The organism is Thermoactinomyces intermedius, assembly GCF_013912365.1.
GTDB lineage: Bacteria > Bacillota > Bacilli > Thermoactinomycetales > Thermoactinomycetaceae > Thermoactinomyces > Thermoactinomyces intermedius.
Window position 1 is genome coordinate 1 of record NZ_JACETT010000018.1, and the last position, 16,893, is coordinate 16,893.

The 16,893-nt window shown below is 43.8% G+C and carries 15 protein-coding genes; 14 read left to right on the forward strand and 1 reads right to left on the reverse strand.

What is annotated here, in order from left to right; all coding sequences use genetic code 11:
- Positions 1-435 precede the first annotated feature (435 nt).
- The 14 genes from vanH (at position 436) to H1R82_RS04645 (ending at position 15,511) form a co-directional block, all read left to right on the forward strand.
- Positions 436-1,404 carry a D-lactate dehydrogenase VanH gene (vanH, locus tag H1R82_RS04580; protein WP_037997109.1) on the forward strand — a complete coding sequence of 323 codons (969 nt, stop codon included), beginning with the start codon at positions 436-438 and terminating at the stop codon, positions 1,402-1,404.
- Positions 1,397-2,428 (forward strand): D-alanine--(R)-lactate ligase, encoded by a 1,032-nt coding sequence (gene vanA / locus H1R82_RS04585; RefSeq protein WP_037997108.1) that lies wholly within the window; start codon positions 1,397-1,399, stop codon positions 2,426-2,428. The genes vanH and vanA overlap by 8 nt, the downstream gene beginning before the upstream one ends.
- A gap of 5 nt (positions 2,429-2,433) precedes the next feature.
- On the forward strand, positions 2,434-3,063 hold the full coding sequence (gene vanX / locus H1R82_RS04590; RefSeq protein WP_181730704.1) for a D-Ala-D-Ala dipeptidase VanX: 630 nt from the start codon (positions 2,434-2,436) through the stop codon (positions 3,061-3,063).
- A gap of 249 nt (positions 3,064-3,312) precedes the next feature.
- Entirely contained in the window at positions 3,313-4,002 is a 690-nt protein-coding gene (gene vanR, locus H1R82_RS04595) for a VanR-ABDEGLN family response regulator transcription factor (RefSeq protein WP_037997106.1), read from the forward strand.
- The gene (gene vanS / locus H1R82_RS04600) at positions 3,999-5,126 is read left to right on the forward strand and encodes a vancomycin resistance histidine kinase VanS (protein ID WP_037997104.1); all 1,128 of its coding nucleotides are present in this window, start codon (positions 3,999-4,001) and stop codon (positions 5,124-5,126) included. Before vanR ends, vanS begins: the two co-directional genes overlap by 4 nt.
- 202 nt (positions 5,127-5,328) lie before the next feature.
- Positions 5,329-5,805: a VanZ family protein gene (locus tag H1R82_RS04605; protein ID WP_181730703.1), complete on the forward strand. Its 477-nt coding sequence runs from the start codon at positions 5,329-5,331 to the stop codon at positions 5,803-5,805.
- A 223-nt stretch (positions 5,806-6,028) separates the two neighbouring features.
- Entirely contained in the window at positions 6,029-8,089 is a 2,061-nt protein-coding gene (locus tag H1R82_RS04610; RefSeq protein ID WP_181730702.1) for a BglG family transcription antiterminator, read from the forward strand.
- Positions 8,090-8,112: 23 nt separating this feature from the next.
- Positions 8,113-8,580 carry a PTS sugar transporter subunit IIA gene (locus tag H1R82_RS04615; RefSeq protein ID WP_181730701.1) on the forward strand — a complete coding sequence of 156 codons (468 nt, stop codon included), beginning with the start codon at positions 8,113-8,115 and terminating at the stop codon, positions 8,578-8,580.
- 14 nt (positions 8,581-8,594) lie between these two features.
- Positions 8,595-8,879 (forward strand): PTS sugar transporter subunit IIB, encoded by a 285-nt coding sequence (locus H1R82_RS04620; RefSeq protein WP_181730700.1) that lies wholly within the window; start codon positions 8,595-8,597, stop codon positions 8,877-8,879.
- Between the two features lie 78 nt (positions 8,880-8,957).
- Positions 8,958-10,217, forward strand: a complete 1,260-nt coding sequence (locus H1R82_RS04625) for a galactitol-specific PTS transporter subunit IIC (RefSeq protein WP_181730699.1) — start codon at positions 8,958-8,960, stop codon at positions 10,215-10,217.
- A gap of 39 nt (positions 10,218-10,256) precedes the next feature.
- Entirely contained in the window at positions 10,257-11,288 is a 1,032-nt protein-coding gene (locus H1R82_RS04630) for a zinc-binding dehydrogenase (RefSeq protein WP_181730698.1), read from the forward strand.
- 46 nt (positions 11,289-11,334) lie between these two features.
- On the forward strand, positions 11,335-12,387 hold the full coding sequence (locus H1R82_RS04635; RefSeq protein ID WP_181730697.1) for a galactitol-1-phosphate 5-dehydrogenase: 1,053 nt from the start codon (positions 11,335-11,337) through the stop codon (positions 12,385-12,387).
- Positions 12,388-12,662: 275 nt separating this feature from the next.
- The gene (locus H1R82_RS04640; RefSeq protein ID WP_181731196.1) at positions 12,663-13,796 is read left to right on the forward strand and encodes a quaternary amine ABC transporter ATP-binding protein; all 1,134 of its coding nucleotides are present in this window, start codon (positions 12,663-12,665) and stop codon (positions 13,794-13,796) included.
- The gene (locus H1R82_RS04645) at positions 13,793-15,511 is read left to right on the forward strand and encodes an ABC transporter permease/substrate binding protein (RefSeq protein ID WP_181730696.1); all 1,719 of its coding nucleotides are present in this window, start codon (positions 13,793-13,795) and stop codon (positions 15,509-15,511) included. The genes H1R82_RS04640 and H1R82_RS04645 overlap by 4 nt, the downstream gene beginning before the upstream one ends.
- Before the next feature lie 45 nt (positions 15,512-15,556).
- On the opposite strand, the gene H1R82_RS04650 is transcribed toward H1R82_RS04645, so the two are convergent.
- A complete protein-coding gene (locus H1R82_RS04650) occupies positions 15,557-16,831 on the reverse strand; it encodes a PTS sugar transporter subunit IIC (RefSeq protein ID WP_181730695.1) in 1,275 nt (424 codons plus the stop codon).
- Between the last annotated feature and the right edge of the window lie 62 nt (positions 16,832-16,893).

Sequence of the window (16,893 nt, forward strand, 5' to 3'; positions counted from 1 at the left end):
ATCCTGAACCCTCTTAAGCAGTTTGCTTAAGAGGGTTTTTTGATATTCTTTTAAATCCATTTGAGACCGTACGTATTAGGAAAACATCAAGGTTATCTCTATTTTTTCTTAAGAAATTATCAATATAATACTAAAAAACAGCTCGTTCCTTTTCGGTAGACTTAATGCCGTGGGAACGAGCTGTTTTATGTGAAAGGCCAGGTAGAGGAATGACTGTTCCATAGCCGCATAAATGTCACGACTTAAAAAGATCTGTTTATCTCCTCAGGATAGTTATGAATACATGGGGAATTTCAACAGAAGGCCATCATTGGATGAAAGGCGTATGTGGATCGTCAGGTTGTTATCACGACAACATAAAGAGAAACAAAAGAAAAGGATTAGATAATCAGTTGTCATGGAGAGAAAAATGATTGACGGAAAAGAGGTGAAAGCATGAAAAAGATCGGCATCACCATTTATGGATGTGAAAGAGATGAGGCTGAGGTTTTCAAAGAACTTTCTCCACGTTTTGGTGTCATCCCTACCATTACAAGCTCTGCCGTCTCAGAAACCAATGCAACATTGTCCCGGGGAAATCAATGCATCAGTGTTGGACACAAATCTGAGATTTCCAAACGCGTTCTAATCGCATTAAAGGATTGCGGCGTTAAGTATATCTCAACTCGAAGCATTGGTTGCAACCATATCGACATTCAGGCAGCAGAAAGTTTGGGAATCACTGTCGGAAACGTGAGATATTCACCGGATAGTGTTGCCGATTATACGTTGATGTTGATGCTGATGGCTATACGTAAAGCCAAATCCGTTATGAGTCGTGTGGAAAAGCATGATTTCAGATTGGATCATGTCCGTGGCAAAGAGCTGCGTGACATGACTGTTGGTGTATTGGGAACCGGTCGTATAGGCAAAGCCGTGATTGAGCGGCTGCACGGGTTTGGATGTCGTATACTGGCGTATGGTCACAGCCAAGAGGTGGCGGCAAATTATGTGTCCTTCAATGAGTTGCTGCAAAATAGCGACCTGATTACCATTCATGTACCACTTAACGCGGACACATACCATATGATCGGTCGCGAACAGATTAATGCCATGAAGCAAGGCGCATTTCTAATTAATACAGCGCGGGGAGCGCTTCTGGATACCAATGCTCTGATTCAAGCGTTGGAGAATGGTAAGTTGGGCGGAGCAGCGTTGGATGTGTTGGAAGGTGAGGAAGGATTTTTCTATTTTGATCATTCACGAAAATCAATAGATCATCCATTCATACTTAAGCTGCAAAAGATGCCGAATGTGATCATCACGCCGCATACGGCGTACTACACGGAACGGGCATTGTATGAAACCGTTGAAAAGACAATATTAAATTGTTTGGAATTTGAGAGGAGAGAGGCACTTGTCTAGATTAAAGATCGCCGTCTTGTTTGGCGGATGCTCAGAGGAACATGATGTGTCGGTAAAATCTGCGGTCGAGATTGCCAACAACATTGACACGGAAAAATACGAGCCCATTTACATTGGAATCACCCGATCCGGAACTTGGAAAATGTGCGAAAAACCTGGTGTGGAATGGGAAAGTGGCAATTGCTGTTCCGCCGTGCTGTCGCCGGATAAAAAAATGCATGGATTGCTTGTACAAAAGAACAATGAATATGAAATTCAACACGTAGATGCAGCATTTTCGGTTTTGCACGGCAAGTCGGGTGAGGATGGATCGATACAAGGTCTTTTTGAATTGTCCGGAATCCCGTATGTGGGCTGTGATATTCAAAGCTCAGCAATTTGTATGGATAAATCGCTGACATATATCATAGCCAAAAATGCCGGAATCGCTACTCCGGAATTCAGGGTGATCCATAAGGATGATCTGTTGGATGCGGATGTTTTGTCCTATCCTGTTTTTGTCAAGCCGGCACGTTCCGGTTCATCCTACGGTGTAAAAAAAGTCTATTGTGCGGACGAATTAAACGATGCCATTCAATTGGCTGGAGAATATGACAGCAAAATCCTGATTGAGCAAGCTGTAATGGGATATGAGGTTGGTTGTGCCGTACTGGGAAACGGTTCCGAGCTGATGGTTGGCGAGGTGGATCAAATCACGCTGCAATACGGTATCTTTCGTATTCATCAGGAAGCCGAGCCGGAGAAAGGTTCTGAAAATGCAGTGATAACCATTCCGGCAGACTTGTCGGTAGAAGATCGGGAACGGATTCGTGAAACGGCAAAAAAAATATACAGAGTGCTTGGGTGCAGAGGTCTTGCCCGTGTTGACATGTTCTTACAAAACAACGGCCGCATTGTCCTAAACGAAGTCAATACCTTGCCCGGATTCACATCGTACAGCCGGTATCCCCGTATGATGGATGCTGCTGGCATCAAACTTCCGGAATTGATTGACCGTTTGATCGAATTGGCATTAAAGAGGTGATGAGTATGGAAAAAGGATTTATATTTTTGGATGAAATTTTGCACGGAGTTCGCTGGGATGCCAAATATGCTACATGGGACAATTTCACAGGGAAACCGGTAGACGGATATGAAGTTAATCGCATCGTGGGAACTTATGACTTAGCCCTTGCGTTGCGAAAGGCACAAAAACAAGCAGAAGCTCTCGGGTATGGTTTGCTGTTGTGGGACGGCTATCGGCCCCAAAGGGCGGTGGAATGCTTTTTACGTTGGTCCGAACTACCGGAAGACAATCTTACCAAAGAAAGATATTATCCGAATATCGAGCGATCCGAATTAATCACAAAGGGATATGTTGCGCCATTATCAAGCCACAGCCGTGGAAGTGCAATTGATCTTACGCTTTATCAGTTGGATACCGGTGAACTTGTCCCCATGGGAAGCAGTTTCGATTTTATGGATGAACGCTCACATCACACCTCAAAAAAAATTTCAAGCATTGAGGCGAAAAACCGCCGGTTGTTACGTTCAATCATGGAAAACAGCGGATTTGAAGCTTACGAATACGAATGGTGGCACTACGTATTAAGAAACGAGCCTTACCCTGATACGTATTTTGATTTCCCCATTGTCGGGAACCATCAAAAAGAGGACTAAATTGGGGTTCATCAATGAAATTCCGGTTGCGCAAGGTTTTTTTACATCCTTGATGTGTTTTTGCAAACAATGGATTTCTGATTTTATATCCATTGTCTTACTTTAAGATATACGTCTAATCGTATATGAATTAAAATATAGTGGGACAATAACAGATAAATGAATTTCAACAGAGTCATCAGCCGGGGTTTCAGTAAACAGGAAAATCAAACTGTTTATATGTGTTGAGAGGAGAATGGGTTGGTAACTGTGAGTGATAAAATACTTGTTGTGGATGATGAACGTGAAATTGCTGATTTGGTTGAGTTATACCTGAAAAATGAGAATTATACCGTTTTCAAATGCTACACTGCCAAAGAAGCGTTGAAATGTATCGATGAGACTGACCTGGATCTTGCCATATTGGACATCATGCTTCCTGGCACAAGCGGCCTTGAAATCTGCCAAAAAATCAGGGACAATCACAATTACCCCATTATTCTGCTGACCGCAAAAGATGCGGAAGTGGACAAGGTGACGGGTCTTACGATCGGTGCAGACGATTATATCACAAAGCCCTTTCGCCCGCTTGAGTTAATTGCACGCGTCAAAGCGCAGTTGCGCCGATACAAAAAATACAATGGAGTAACAGAGCAAAAAGAAAATGTTATAGTTCACGCCGGCATTGTCATGAATATAGACACGCATGAGTGCTTTTTGAACGAGAAACCGTTATCCCTCACCCCTACTGAGTTTTCAATCCTGCGCATTCTTTGTGAAAACAAAGGAAAGGTGGTTAGTTCTGAGCAGTTGTTTCATGAGATATGGGGAGACGAATACTTCAGCAAGAGCAGCAATACCATCACCGTGCATATCCGGCATTTGCGCAAAAAAATGAATGACTCCATTGATAATCCGAAATATATCAAAACCGTATGGGGAGTTGGTTATAAAATTTGAGTGAGAAAAATAACGATTATTACAAATTAAAACGCAAACTATTCCTGTATATCCTTGTAATTGTGATCGCTGCAATTGTATTTGTTTTTTATTTGCGTGAACTCATGCGGTGGAGAACCGGGGAGTGGATCGTACGTTTTTTGGAAAACAGTTTTTACTTAGAGCGTCAGGACGCGATGTTAATATATCAATATACCATACGGAACAATATTACCATCATTATGTATGTGACGATTGCTGTTACGGTTCTGATTCTGTGCCGTATCATGCTGTCGAAATTCGCGAAATACTTCAACGAGATAAATAACGGCATTGATATACTTATCCAAAAAGAGGATAAACAAATTGAACTTTCTCCGGAAATGGAGTTTTTGGAACAGAAACTGAACACATTAAAACTGACACTGGAAAAGCGGGAGCAGGAGGCGAAGCTTGCCGAACAAAGGAAAAATGACTTTGTCATGTACTTGGCACATGATATTAAAACTCCCCTGACATCCATTATCGGTTATTTGAGCCTGCTTGATGAGGCGTCAGACATGCCGGCAGAGCAACAGGAAAAGTATATTCGTATTACATTGGACAAAGCCATTCACCTCGAACGGTTAATCGACGAGTTTTTTGAGATCACGCGATATAATCTCCAAACGATTAAACTTGAAAAAAAGCACATTGACCTGTACTACATGCTGGTGCAAATAACCGATGAATTTTACCCCCAGCTGGCCGTGAATGGAAAACAGGTTGTTATTCATGCTCCGGACGATTTGACGGTATACGCCGATCCCGATAAACTTGCCAGGGTCTTTAACAACATTTTGAAAAACGCCGTGGCATACAGTGAGGACAACAGCGTCATTGACATTACCGCCGGTCGATGCGGGGATATGGTTTCGATCGAGTTTAAAAATGCCGGGAGTATTCCTAAAAGTAAACTGGATGCCATATTTGACAAATTCTATCGGATTGATGACGCCCGCTCCTCCGGCAAAGGGGGAGCGGGACTTGGATTGGCGATTGCAAAAGAAATCGTGACTTTACACGGCGGGCGCCTTTATGCAGACAGTGATAAAACACATACTTCATTTACGGTGGAGCTCCCTGCCATGCCAAGGCAGACTTAAGAAAACATTAAGGAAATTCCCGTGTTTTCTTAAGAAATGATCAACGAAACATTAAAAAAACGACTCGTTCCTTCAGGTAGACTTCATACTGAGGGTACGAGATTTTTTTTGAATCAAAAAATGGTTTTATCGGTTGAAAATCACAGCATTTTTGATCGTTCCGAGGAAAACAAAAGAAAAATACGAATCAGGAGGAGAAACATTGGGAAGTAAAAAGTTTACATTCGGATTATTCACTGTTTATGTATTTGCGCTTGTGTGGTTGGTTCTTTTTAAATTACAGTTTTCTCTTGATTATATAGAAAGAGTGCGGGTCATTAATTTGATTCCGTTTCATCAGTCTCTTTTTTCTGAGGTATATAGCAATATAAGAATTTTTATACCCTTGGGTATTTATATTTGCATGTTGAAAAGTGAGTGGTCTTTTTCGAAAAAAGTGTCAGCCATCGTTGGTTTTACTTTGTCATTTGAAATCATTCAATTTGTTTTGGCGATTGGAAGAAGTGATTTCACGGATATCTTGGCCAATACACTCGGGGGTGTCATCGGTATTGGAATTTATCAGCTGATATTCAAGCTTCTCAAACACAGAACAAATATTTTTATAAATTTGTTTTCCTTGTGTGTAACATCCTTTGTTATGTATTTCATTATATTTATATTTAAAAGACACATCTAGGTTCTGCAAAGCCTGAAAAAGATGACAAATCTGGTGCCTTTTTCAGGCTTTTTTTTTCATTAAATATCTGTTTTCCAACTTTTTTCGGTGGAAATCCTTTGGTCATTTTGATTGCTACTGTAAATCACAACATTGTACAACAACTATCCATTCCATTGAGATGCAATAGGGTTCCATTTTGTATGTGGATAATGTTTCAATAAATGTAGAGGGAGGAGATAAGTTGGATTTAAACAAACGGTGTAAGCGGATTTTTGATGAACTATTAAGTAACCCGAATGTGACGAGTGCAGAGTTGGAAAAGAAGTTCCGTTTAACAAAAAGACAGTTGGGATACAGCATGGACAAAATTAATGAATGGCTGATGACAAATCACCTTCCGGTGATCGAAAGAACACGGCAAGGTAATTTTGTGATCAGTCAGTCTGTTTACACAACATTTCACAGCATTGAAAATGCTACATTATTGTTTAATCCAACCCGGATCACCGAAGAACAACGGATTTCCCTGATCATTATGATGCTTCTCGGATCCGAAGAAGAGCTGTCCCTCAAATATTTTTCTTATTATTTGAATGTTAGCAAAAACACGATCCTTCATGATTTGAAAAAGGTACAAAGAATTCTGTGCGAGTATGGTTTAAAGGTCCGTTACTCAAGAAAGAAAGGGTACGTATTGGAGGGAAAGGAATTTCAAATTCGCAGGTTGCTCATCCATAGAACCAATCACCTTCTGCAGACAATTCACGGGGAGGACTGGTTAAGAAAAATTACCGGAATCCAAAACAGTCAATTGGAAGAGTTTGAAAAACGTATTGAAAAAGTGGAAAGTAAATTGAATTTGAAATTTACGGACGAAAAATTGAGGATGATGCCTTATATTTTGATTTTCATTCTGAGACGGATTCAACGGGGGAATTTTATTGATCCCTTTTCCATCGCATATGAAGAGTTATCCAATACCAAAGAGTATCAAGCAACAGAAGAAATATTAAAGGGTTATCAGGATATTCCCGAAACCGATCGTCTGTTTATAACCTTACATCTTTTATCAACCAATGTTTTTTCATCAGATTTGACTCCCGAGGAAAGCATTCCTGATTTAGTTCAAGCCGTTGACAAGATGTTGAGGCAATTTGAAAAAAGTGCATGCATTTATCTTGAAGATCGCGAGCAGCTGATCGAGCAATTGTTGCAACATATCAAGCCGGCTTATTACCGGATCAAATATCAACTGACGGATCACTTTCATTTTCAAGGTGCGTTCAGTAAGGAATTCAGGGAGTTGCATCATCTTGTCAGGCAAGCCACAACGCCTTTAAAAGAATTGATCGGATGTGAAATTCCCGGAAATGAGACCACATATATTGCGATGCTCATTGGCGGATGGATGAAAAAACAAGGAAAGAGCATTGATAGAAAAATAAAGGCCGTGGTTGTCTGCCCTCAAGGAGTATCTGTTTCAAAGCTGATGTTTCATGAGCTAAGAGAATTATTTCCGGAAATAATCTTTTTGGATTATTTGTCTGTTCGTGAATTTATGAATTATTCCCTCGAATTTGATTTGGTTTTTTCTTCCGTTCGTTTGGAGACGGACAAAAAACTTTTTTTGACCAAGGCTTTTCTGGGAAAACAAGAGAAGCAGCGATTAAGGAAACAAGTGATGTTGGAGATACATGGTTACATTCCGAATTCTATTGATTTGGACCGTGTCATGCAGATTATCTCCGACTATGCAACCATTCATGACAAACCCTCTTTGAAAGAAGAATTGGGGAAATATATTGACCGGGATGAGAATTCAGCGATCTTGATTCCTCCTCATGATCAGCATGAACTGAATTTGAATGAATTGTTGACTCCGGAGATGATCACATTGGCTGATTCTGTGGACTCATGGGAAAAAGCCATTCAGATAGGGGCAGAACCACTTTTAAAAAAAAGAAAAATTACCCCGGGATATATAGATGCCATTATTCGATATTGCAAGCAGGATCCGTATATAGTGATTGGTCCGGATATTGCGATTCCACATGCAGCGCCCGAAGATGGTGTAATAGATGTGGGCATGAGCTTGTTACGCGTGAAAGACGGAGTTTGTTATGCACAAGAGTATCAAATTCATTTAATTATTATCATTGCGGCCAAGGACAAGCATCAGCACCTCCACGCATTGATGCAACTGATGAAGTTAGCCGGTTCGGATGAAGATCGAAAGCGGCTGATTCAAGCTGATTCTGTTAATCAAATTTATAAAATCATCAGGCTTTATTCGGCGGATTAAACAAGAAGGAGGAGAGTGGGTACATGTGTGAGTTGTTTTTGGATGAATCGATCATCCTGCTGGATATTGAAGGAGAGACAAAGGAAGAGGTGCTGAAAATTATGGCAGATCAACTTGTTCGTAAGGGACTTGTCAAGAAAAGTTTTGTCCATGCGGTGATTCAACGGGAAAACCAGTTTGCCACCGGACTTCCCACAGCCGGTGCTTCCGTCGCCATTCCACATACTGACAAAGAGCATGTCAAGGGAAAAGCAATGAGCATTGCAGTTTTAAAAAAGCCGGTCGATTTTGGTGTCATGGGAGAAGATCATCATACTGTTCCCGTGAAAATTGTGTTTATGCTTGTGATGGATGAAGCCGATTCTCAACTTATCCTCCTGCAAAAATTAACAAAAATATTCGGAAAAAAGGAAATATTAGAAGAGATTGTTCGCGCAGAGGACAAGAACACGATTAAAAAAGTAATGAAAAAAGAACTGGATCTTCAATAGAAGGAGGTGAAAAAATGGCCAAAAAAATGGTGTTGGTTGCATGTGGTGCAGGCATTGCAACATCGACTGTAGTGAACAAAGTGATTGAGGAGATGGCAAGAGAACATAACTTGGATATTGATATTATTCAAATCAAGATTGCTGAAGTTGGTTCTTATGAAGACCGTGCAGATTTATTAATCACAACAGCAATGACCAAAAAAGAATATCCCTTTCCGGTGATCAATGCGCGCGCTTTTTTGACGGGCATAGGAGTGGAAGAAACCAAGCAACAAATTTTGATGGAATTAACAAAATAATTTGATTACAGAGTGGATTTCTCAGGCTTCTTTGTATTCGTGTCTGAGAGCACTCTGTATTTACGGAGGTAAAAAGGGATGCAAGCTTTTGTCCATTTTGTACGGGGTTTTCTGGATTTGGGAGCGACAGTCATCCTTCCGGCAGCCATTTTTATTTTGGGTCTTTTCTTTGGTCAAAAGCCTGGAAAAGCTTTTCGCTCCGGCTTGACCATCGGAGTTGCATTTGTTGGCATTTTTCTGGTTGTCGATTTGTTAACTCAAAATTTAGGACCTGCTGCACAATCCATGGTCGATCGATTGGGGATAAAATTAAATGTTATTGATGTGGGTTGGCCGGCGACATCATCGATTGCTTGGGCATCAATGGTTGCAGCATTTATTATTCCGCTCGGCTTGTTTGTAAATGTCATTATGTTAATTACCAAAACAACCAAAACCATGAATGTCGATATCTGGAACTATTGGCATTACACTTTTATGGCGGCTGTGGTTTATACGGTTTCGGGAAGTGTTGTGCAAGGGTTGATGGCGGCTGTATTATTCCAAATTGTCTGTCTGAAAGTAGCGGATTGGACTGCACCGATGGTCCGGGATTTTTATGAAATGCCGGGCATTTCGGTGGCTACCGGAAGTACAATTTCTTATGCTCCGGGCATTTGGTTGGTCAAATGGATCCAAAACATTCCCGGGTTGAAAAATTTGCATGCAGATCCGGATCGCATTCAAAAACACTTTGGGATATTTGGGGATTCCATGGTAGTGGGCCTGATACTGGGAGCCGTGATTGGTGCATTGGCTGGTTACAGCATTGGAGAAATTATTAAAATCGGGATATCCATGGCTGCCGTCATGATTTTAATGCCTCGCATGGTAAAGATTTTGATGGAAGGTCTGATGCCGGTATCTGAATCCGCCCGTCAATGGCTGACCAAACGATTTGGGGAGAGGGAAATTTATATCGGGCTTGATGCAGCTGTATTATTGGGACATCCTTCCGTGATAGCAACTGCATTAATTTTAACTCCCATCACCGTATTTATTGCCGTTATCTTGCCGGGAAATGCCGTACTGCCCTTTGGGGATTTGGCAACCATTCCTTTTATCACGGCGTTTATTGTCGGGGCTGCAAGGGGGAACTTGATCCATTCGGTCATTGTTGGTACGGTCATGATCGCTTTGTCCCTGTATATGGCAACCGACATCGCTCCGGTGTTTACTGAAATGGCAACAGCTGCAAATGTTAATATGCCGGAGAATTCATCAATGGTGTCAAGTATTGATCAGGGGGGAAATTTGGTTAACTGGCTGATTTGGAAATGGTTTGCGTTATTTCATTAAGTTAAGCCTGGGGCTTCAATGAATGAAGGAGGTTGTTTTATGAAAGCATTGGTCAAAACAGCCCTTGGATTCGGAAATCTTGAAATTCAGGAGAAACCGGAACCAAAACCCGGGAAAGGACAAGTAAAAATAGAAGTAAAATATGCGGGAATATGCGGATCGGATATTCATACGTATGAAGGACATTACAAAGTCGGAGTGCCCGTTACTTTGGGGCATGAGTTTGCGGGGGTCGTGACGGAAGTTGGGGAAGGAGTGACTGAATGGAAAGTCGGAGATCGTGTAACTTCTGAAACGACCTATGATATATGTGGCAGATGCTTGTATTGTAAGTCCGGTGACTATAATTTGTGCAAACAACGAAAGGGATTGGGAACCCATCAGGACGGCGGGTTTGCAAAGTATTTGATCACACGGAAAGAAAGTGTTCATAAAATTCCGGATAATGTCGATTTTCGTTCGGCAGCTTTGACGGAACCGTTGGCATGCATTCACCATGCCATCAGCAAGGCTGATATTTGCGGGGGGGATTGGGTTGTTGTAACCGGTCCGGGGCCCATTGGCCTGTTGGCTGCTCAAGTTGCGAAAAGCCGTGGAGCAAAGGTGATCATAACCGGGTTGGAAAGTGACAAAACACGTTTGGAAAAAGCCGTTCAACTCGGTGTGGATGTGGCAGTGAACATAGAGGAAGACGATGTTAAACAACTGGTAGATCAGATGACGAACGGTTTCGGAGTTGATGTTGTATTGGAATGTTCCGGGGCGGTGCCGGCAGCCAGGCAAGGTCTCGATTTGTTGCACAAGAAAGGGAAATACGTACAAGTTGGACTTTTTATACAACCTGAAGTTAAATTTGATCTTGAGAAAATCATTCAAAAAGAAATCGTCGTCATCGGAAGCAGAAGTCAGAAACCTGCCGATTGGGAACCATCGCTTGCATTGCTGAAGGATGGAAAAGTAGACGCAAAAAGTTTGGTCACCCATGAATTTAAAATTACACAATGGGATGAAGCGTACCATGCCATAAAAAGCGGGGAAGCGATCAAAGTATTGTTGACTCCGGCAAAATAATCATTTTGTGAGCAAGGAAATAGAAACGGTTTGAGGGGATGAAAAATTGAAAACTCTGAATTTGTACGGGGTGCAGGATCTGCGATTTGAATATTCACCTGAACCCGTCATCCAACATCCTGATGATGTCATCATTAAAGTGAAAGCCGTCGGGATCTGCGGTTCAGATATTTCCCGGTATAAGAAGCTTGGGCCCTATGTAAAGGGGATGACTTTTGGTCATGAATTTGCCGGGATAGTCCAAGAAACCGGAGCGGGTGTCAAAGGATTCAAAGCGGGTGATCGTGTTGCAGCTTGTCCCGCCTTTGTATGTGGGGAATGCGAAAGCTGCAGAAGAGGGGCGCCGTCGCAATGTGAGAAATTGACGGTCATGGGGGCACGTCATCCGGGAGCATATGCCGAATACGTGAAATTGCCGTCCAGTCATTTAATTCATCTCCCGGATCATTTGGACTTTGATACTGCGGCATTAGTGGAACCATCTTCTGTGGTTGCACATGGATTTTACCGGACCAATATCAAGCCTGGAGACGAAGTTGCCATTGCAGGTGTTGGAAGCATTGGCCTGCTTGCCGTGCAATGGGCCAAAATTTTCGGTGCCAAAAAGGTATATGCTATTGATATCGATGATAAAAAACTGAAAATTGCAAATAAAGTGGGTGCGGATGTTTTAATTCATTCAATGGATTCACCACCACCGGAGCAAATCATGGAATATACCCGTGGACGTGGGGTGGACGTGGCTGTTGAAACGGCCGGGTCGCCGGTCACTTCGGCTCAAGTGTTGGCATTGCCCAGGAAAGGTGGAAAAGTTGTATTGATGGGAATCCCATATGAAGATGTTCATTTGGACCGGTTTTATTTTGAAAAAATCGTACGTAACGAACTGACGATATATGGATCATGGAATGCCGTTTCTTCTCCGTTTCCAGGCAAAGAGTGGATAACCACCCTTCACTATATGAGTACAGGGAAAATTAATGTTCATCCAATCATTTCTCATCGCCTGGCACTCAGCGAGGGACCGGATGTGTTTAAAAAAATCATAAATAAAGAGATGGAATATGCAAAAATTTTATTTTACCCGGAATTGGATTGACCAGTATCCCATCATGAGTTTTTTCTGTTCTCATGGGCAAGGCGTTATACTCGAACGTCTTGCTTTTTTTGCTTAAAAACAAAATCATGGTTAAGTTTTTAAAATTATACTGATATAACCGTAATTTTTTTAATTCATCATTAAAAACCTGTTTAAAAGATCGGTTTTAGGGAAATAAATAACGAAGCAAGATTGGAGGGGAAGTTTTGAACTACCAAATTGAAGTGAAAAATCTCACGAAGATCTTTGGCAAGTCAACGAAGAAAGCTTTGAAAATGCTTAAGGAAGGGAAAGGGAAAGAAGAAATTTTCAAGGCGACCGGCGCCACGGTTGGAGTAAACCAGGCGAACTTCGCCGTGGAAAGCGGAGAAATTTTTGTGATCATGGGATTGTCCGGAAGCGGGAAATCGACGCTTCTCAGGATGTTGAACCGTCTGATTGAACCGACTTCGGGGCAGGTTTTGATCGACAATGAAAACATTGTCGAAATGAATGCGGAGCAATTGCGGGAACTGCGGCGAAAAAAAATCAGCATGGTCTTTCAGAAATTCGCTTTGTTCCCCCATCGCACCGTGATTGAAAATGTTGAGTTCGGGTTGGAGATTCAAGGGATTTCCGCTGCCGAACGGAGAGAAAAAGCCATGGAAAGCCTGAAGTTGGTCGGTTTGGAAAGCTGGGCTGACAGTTATCCCAACCAATTGAGCGGCGGAATGCAGCAACGGGTCGGGTTGGCCAGGGCGCTGGCCAATGATCCGGAGATTTTGCTGATGGACGAAGCTTTCAGTGCATTGGATCCCTTGATTCGCAAAGAGATGCAGGAAGAGCTTGTCGATCTGCAACGTTCGATGAATAAAACCGTCATATTTATCACGCATGATTTGGATGAAGCATTGCGTATCGGAGACCGGATCGTGTTGATGCGCCATGGGGAAATTGTGCAAATCGGCACACCTGAAGAGATCCTGACCAACCCTGCCGATGCCTATGTGGAACGGTTTGTGGAAGATGTCAACCTGGGGAAAGTCCTGACCGCCGAAACGGTGATGCGCAAGGCGGAAACCATCGTTCTCGGAAAAGACGGAATCCGTGTGGCAGGAAAGAAAATGCGGGACAAAGGGATTCCCACGTTGGTGGTGGTTGACCGCAAGCGTTATTTTAAAGGCATGGTCACCGCTGATCAAGTGAAAGAAGCCTTCAAAAAAGAAAAGAAAGTGGAAGATATCTTGGTGAAAGATGTTGTGAAAGTGAAAAAAGATACCCCTTTGCAAACGATCGTGTCCGAAATGGGGCAACACGCAGATGCCACCATCCCGGCCGTTGTTGTCGATGACGAAGACCGTGTGTTGGGAATTGTGGGGCGTGGCGCCGTCTGGGCGGCACTCGCCGGGCAAGGAGGGGACAGCGAATGAAATTGCCGAAACTCCCTCTTGCCGACTGGGTTGATGCGTTGATTAAATGGATGCAAGAGTATTTTGCGCCCTTATTTCATATTATTCAAGGCATTATTACACCGATCACCGATTTCTTTGAACGGGTTTTATCAGTCACGCCACCCTTGGTGACCATCTTGTTGCTGACCTTACTGGTGTGGTTGTTAAGCCGGCTGAGGATTGCCGTCTTTGCGCTGGTGGGCTTTTTGCTGATCTATGATCTGGGGTTATGGGAAACCAGCGTGGAAACCCTTGCCCTGGTCTTGACTTCGACGCTGATTTCGATCGTCATCGGAATCCCGCTCGGATTATGGGCCGGGCGAAGTGACCGGGTCAAACAGGTTGTCACCCCGATTCTCGATTTCATGCAGACGATGCCGGCGTTTGTTTATTTGATTCCCGCGGTTTTCTTCTTTGCCCTGGGGGCCGTGCCCGCGGTGATTGCTTCGGTGGTGTTTGCCATGCCGCCGACCATCCGCATGACCAGCTTGGGATTGCGCCAGGTGTCCAAAGAGTTGAAAGAAGCGGCTAATGCTTTTGGTTCCACTTCCTGGCAACGTTTGGTCAAAGTGGAGGTTCCGCTTGCGAAGCCGACCATCCTGGCCGGGATCAACCAAACCATTATGCTCTCCTTATCCATGGTGGTCATCAGTTCCATGATTGGAGCCGGAGGGCTTGGTGAGATCGTGCTTGAATCGATCTCCCGGCTGCAAGTCGGTTTGGGGTTTGAAGCCGGACTGGCGATTGTCATCATCGCGATTGTGTTGGACCGGATGACACAAAATCTGGGGAAAGCGAAGACAGTGCCATCCGGTGGAAACGGGAAGAAAAAATTCCCGGTCCGCAAATGGATGTCCGTTTTGGCGATCCTAGTGTTTTTGGGCATGGTGATTGCCGCTTATGCTGATTTTGGAGGCGGCAAAGAGAAAGTGACATTGGCATATGTCAGTTGGGAATCGGAAATCGCCAGCACCAATGTCGTGAAAAAAGTCCTGGAGAAACAAGGTTTTGAAGTCGATCTGGTGGAAACCCAGGCAACCCCGATGTGGCAGGGCGTGGCTCAGGGGGATGTGGATGCCCATGTGGCTGGTTGGTTCCCGGTGACATCCAAAGTGATTGCAGACCAATTCAAAGGGCAATATGTCGATCTGGGCCCCAATTTGAAAGGGGCGCGGGTCGGACTGGTGGTTCCTTCGTATGTCAAAGCCAATTCGATTACAGAGCTGAATCAATATAAAGATCAATTCAAAGGCAGAATTGTCGGGATCGACCCCGGGGCTTCCATGATGCAAACAACGGAAAAAGTGATTGATCAATACGGATTGGATTATCAATTGATCAATGGTTCGGATGCCACCATGTCTGCCGAATTGTCCAAAGCCATTCAGAAAAAGGAATGGATTGTGGTGACCGGATGGCAGCCACACTGGAAATTTGCCGATTTCGACCTGAAGTTTTTGGAAGACCCGAAAAAAATGTATGGCGGGGAAGAATCCATCCATACGATCGTCCGGAAAGGCTTGAAAGAAGACAAGCCGGAGGTGTACCGGATCCTCGATCGTTTCCATTGGACGAAAGAGGATATGCAGGAAGTGATGTCCGATATCCACAATGGCATGAGCCCCGACAAAGCAGCAGAAAAATGGGTGGAAAATCATCCGGACAAAGTCAAAGAGTGGACGCAGGGAAAATGAGGCACAAAGTGAGAGAAGAAAAGTTTTCTTCTCTCACTTTTTTTTTCAGGTTGTTGCATGTTCTTCGGTGAGCATTTTCTTTTCATATGCTTTGAAGAACGGGTAATAAATGAGCCCGGACAGTAAAATGTTGACAAAAACCAGGAGAATGGCCCGCCAATCTCCCCCGGTGGCCACATAAGCGCCAAACGGGGCGGGAAGGGTCCACGGAGCCAATATGGAAATGCGTTGGATCCAGTCCAAGGAGAAAGCGAGATAGGTGGTGACGGTACAGGCAAGCGGTGCGAGAATGGCCGGAATCACAAGGAGAGGGTTCATGACGATGGGAACGCCGAAAATGACCGGTTCGTTGATGTTAAACAGGCCGGGGACGATGGAAAAACGGCCGACTTGCCTGAGATAAGAAGATTTTGAAAATAAGAGCAACACACAGAGTGAGAGTGTGGTTCCCGAACCGCCGATCCAGACAAACCATTGATAAAACGGTTCCACGATCATGTTGGGCAACGGCTGTCCGGCTGCCGCCGCGGCCGCATTTTCATCCAAAAGGGCAAACCAGATGGGATGTAAAACAGTTCCCACCACCGCCACCCCGTGGATCCCGGCACACCACAACAGCATGATAAAAACAACCGGAATCACGGCCCCCAAAAATGTGTTTCCTGCAAAGTGAACCAGGGGCGAAAAGAGTTTCAGCAACACATTGTGCAAGTCGATTTCCAGCCAAACGCGAATGATCCACATGAGCAAAATAATGCATGCTGCCGGAATCAATGCTTCAAATGACCGGGACACGGAGGAAGGAACGGATTCCGGCATCTTGATGGAGAAACCCGATTTTTTCAACCAGTGCATGGTTTCCACGGCGATGAACATGGCGATGATCGACATGAACAATCCGGAGCCGCCCATTTTGCTTACGGGAAGCAACCATCCCAGTGCTTCGTTTTCCGGGAGAAGATGATCCAGGTTAACGGGAAGGGTTGCCATGATAAACGTGGCGGCACTGAGCAATCCGCCGGTGATGCCGTCCAGATTGTAAGAACGGGCCAAGCTGTATCCCATGCTGAACGAGGCATATAAAGCCATCAACCCCAAAGTCAGCCGGTAAGGAATCAAAATGTTTTCCGCGTAAGGTTTGACCATGGCTTCGAGCGAAGGAACGGGAGGAGAGGCGATGATTAAAAAAAGGGAACCGATGATGATGAGAGGAAGCGTTGCGATGATTCCGTCGCGAATGGCCCTTAAATGACGCAATTCCGAGAGTTTGGCGAAAGGAGGCATCCATTTGGTTTCAATCCAGTTTAAAAACCGATCCATGTACGCCCTCCTTTTGTAAAAGAATGATATTCAAATGGTTATAAATATTATAACATATATAT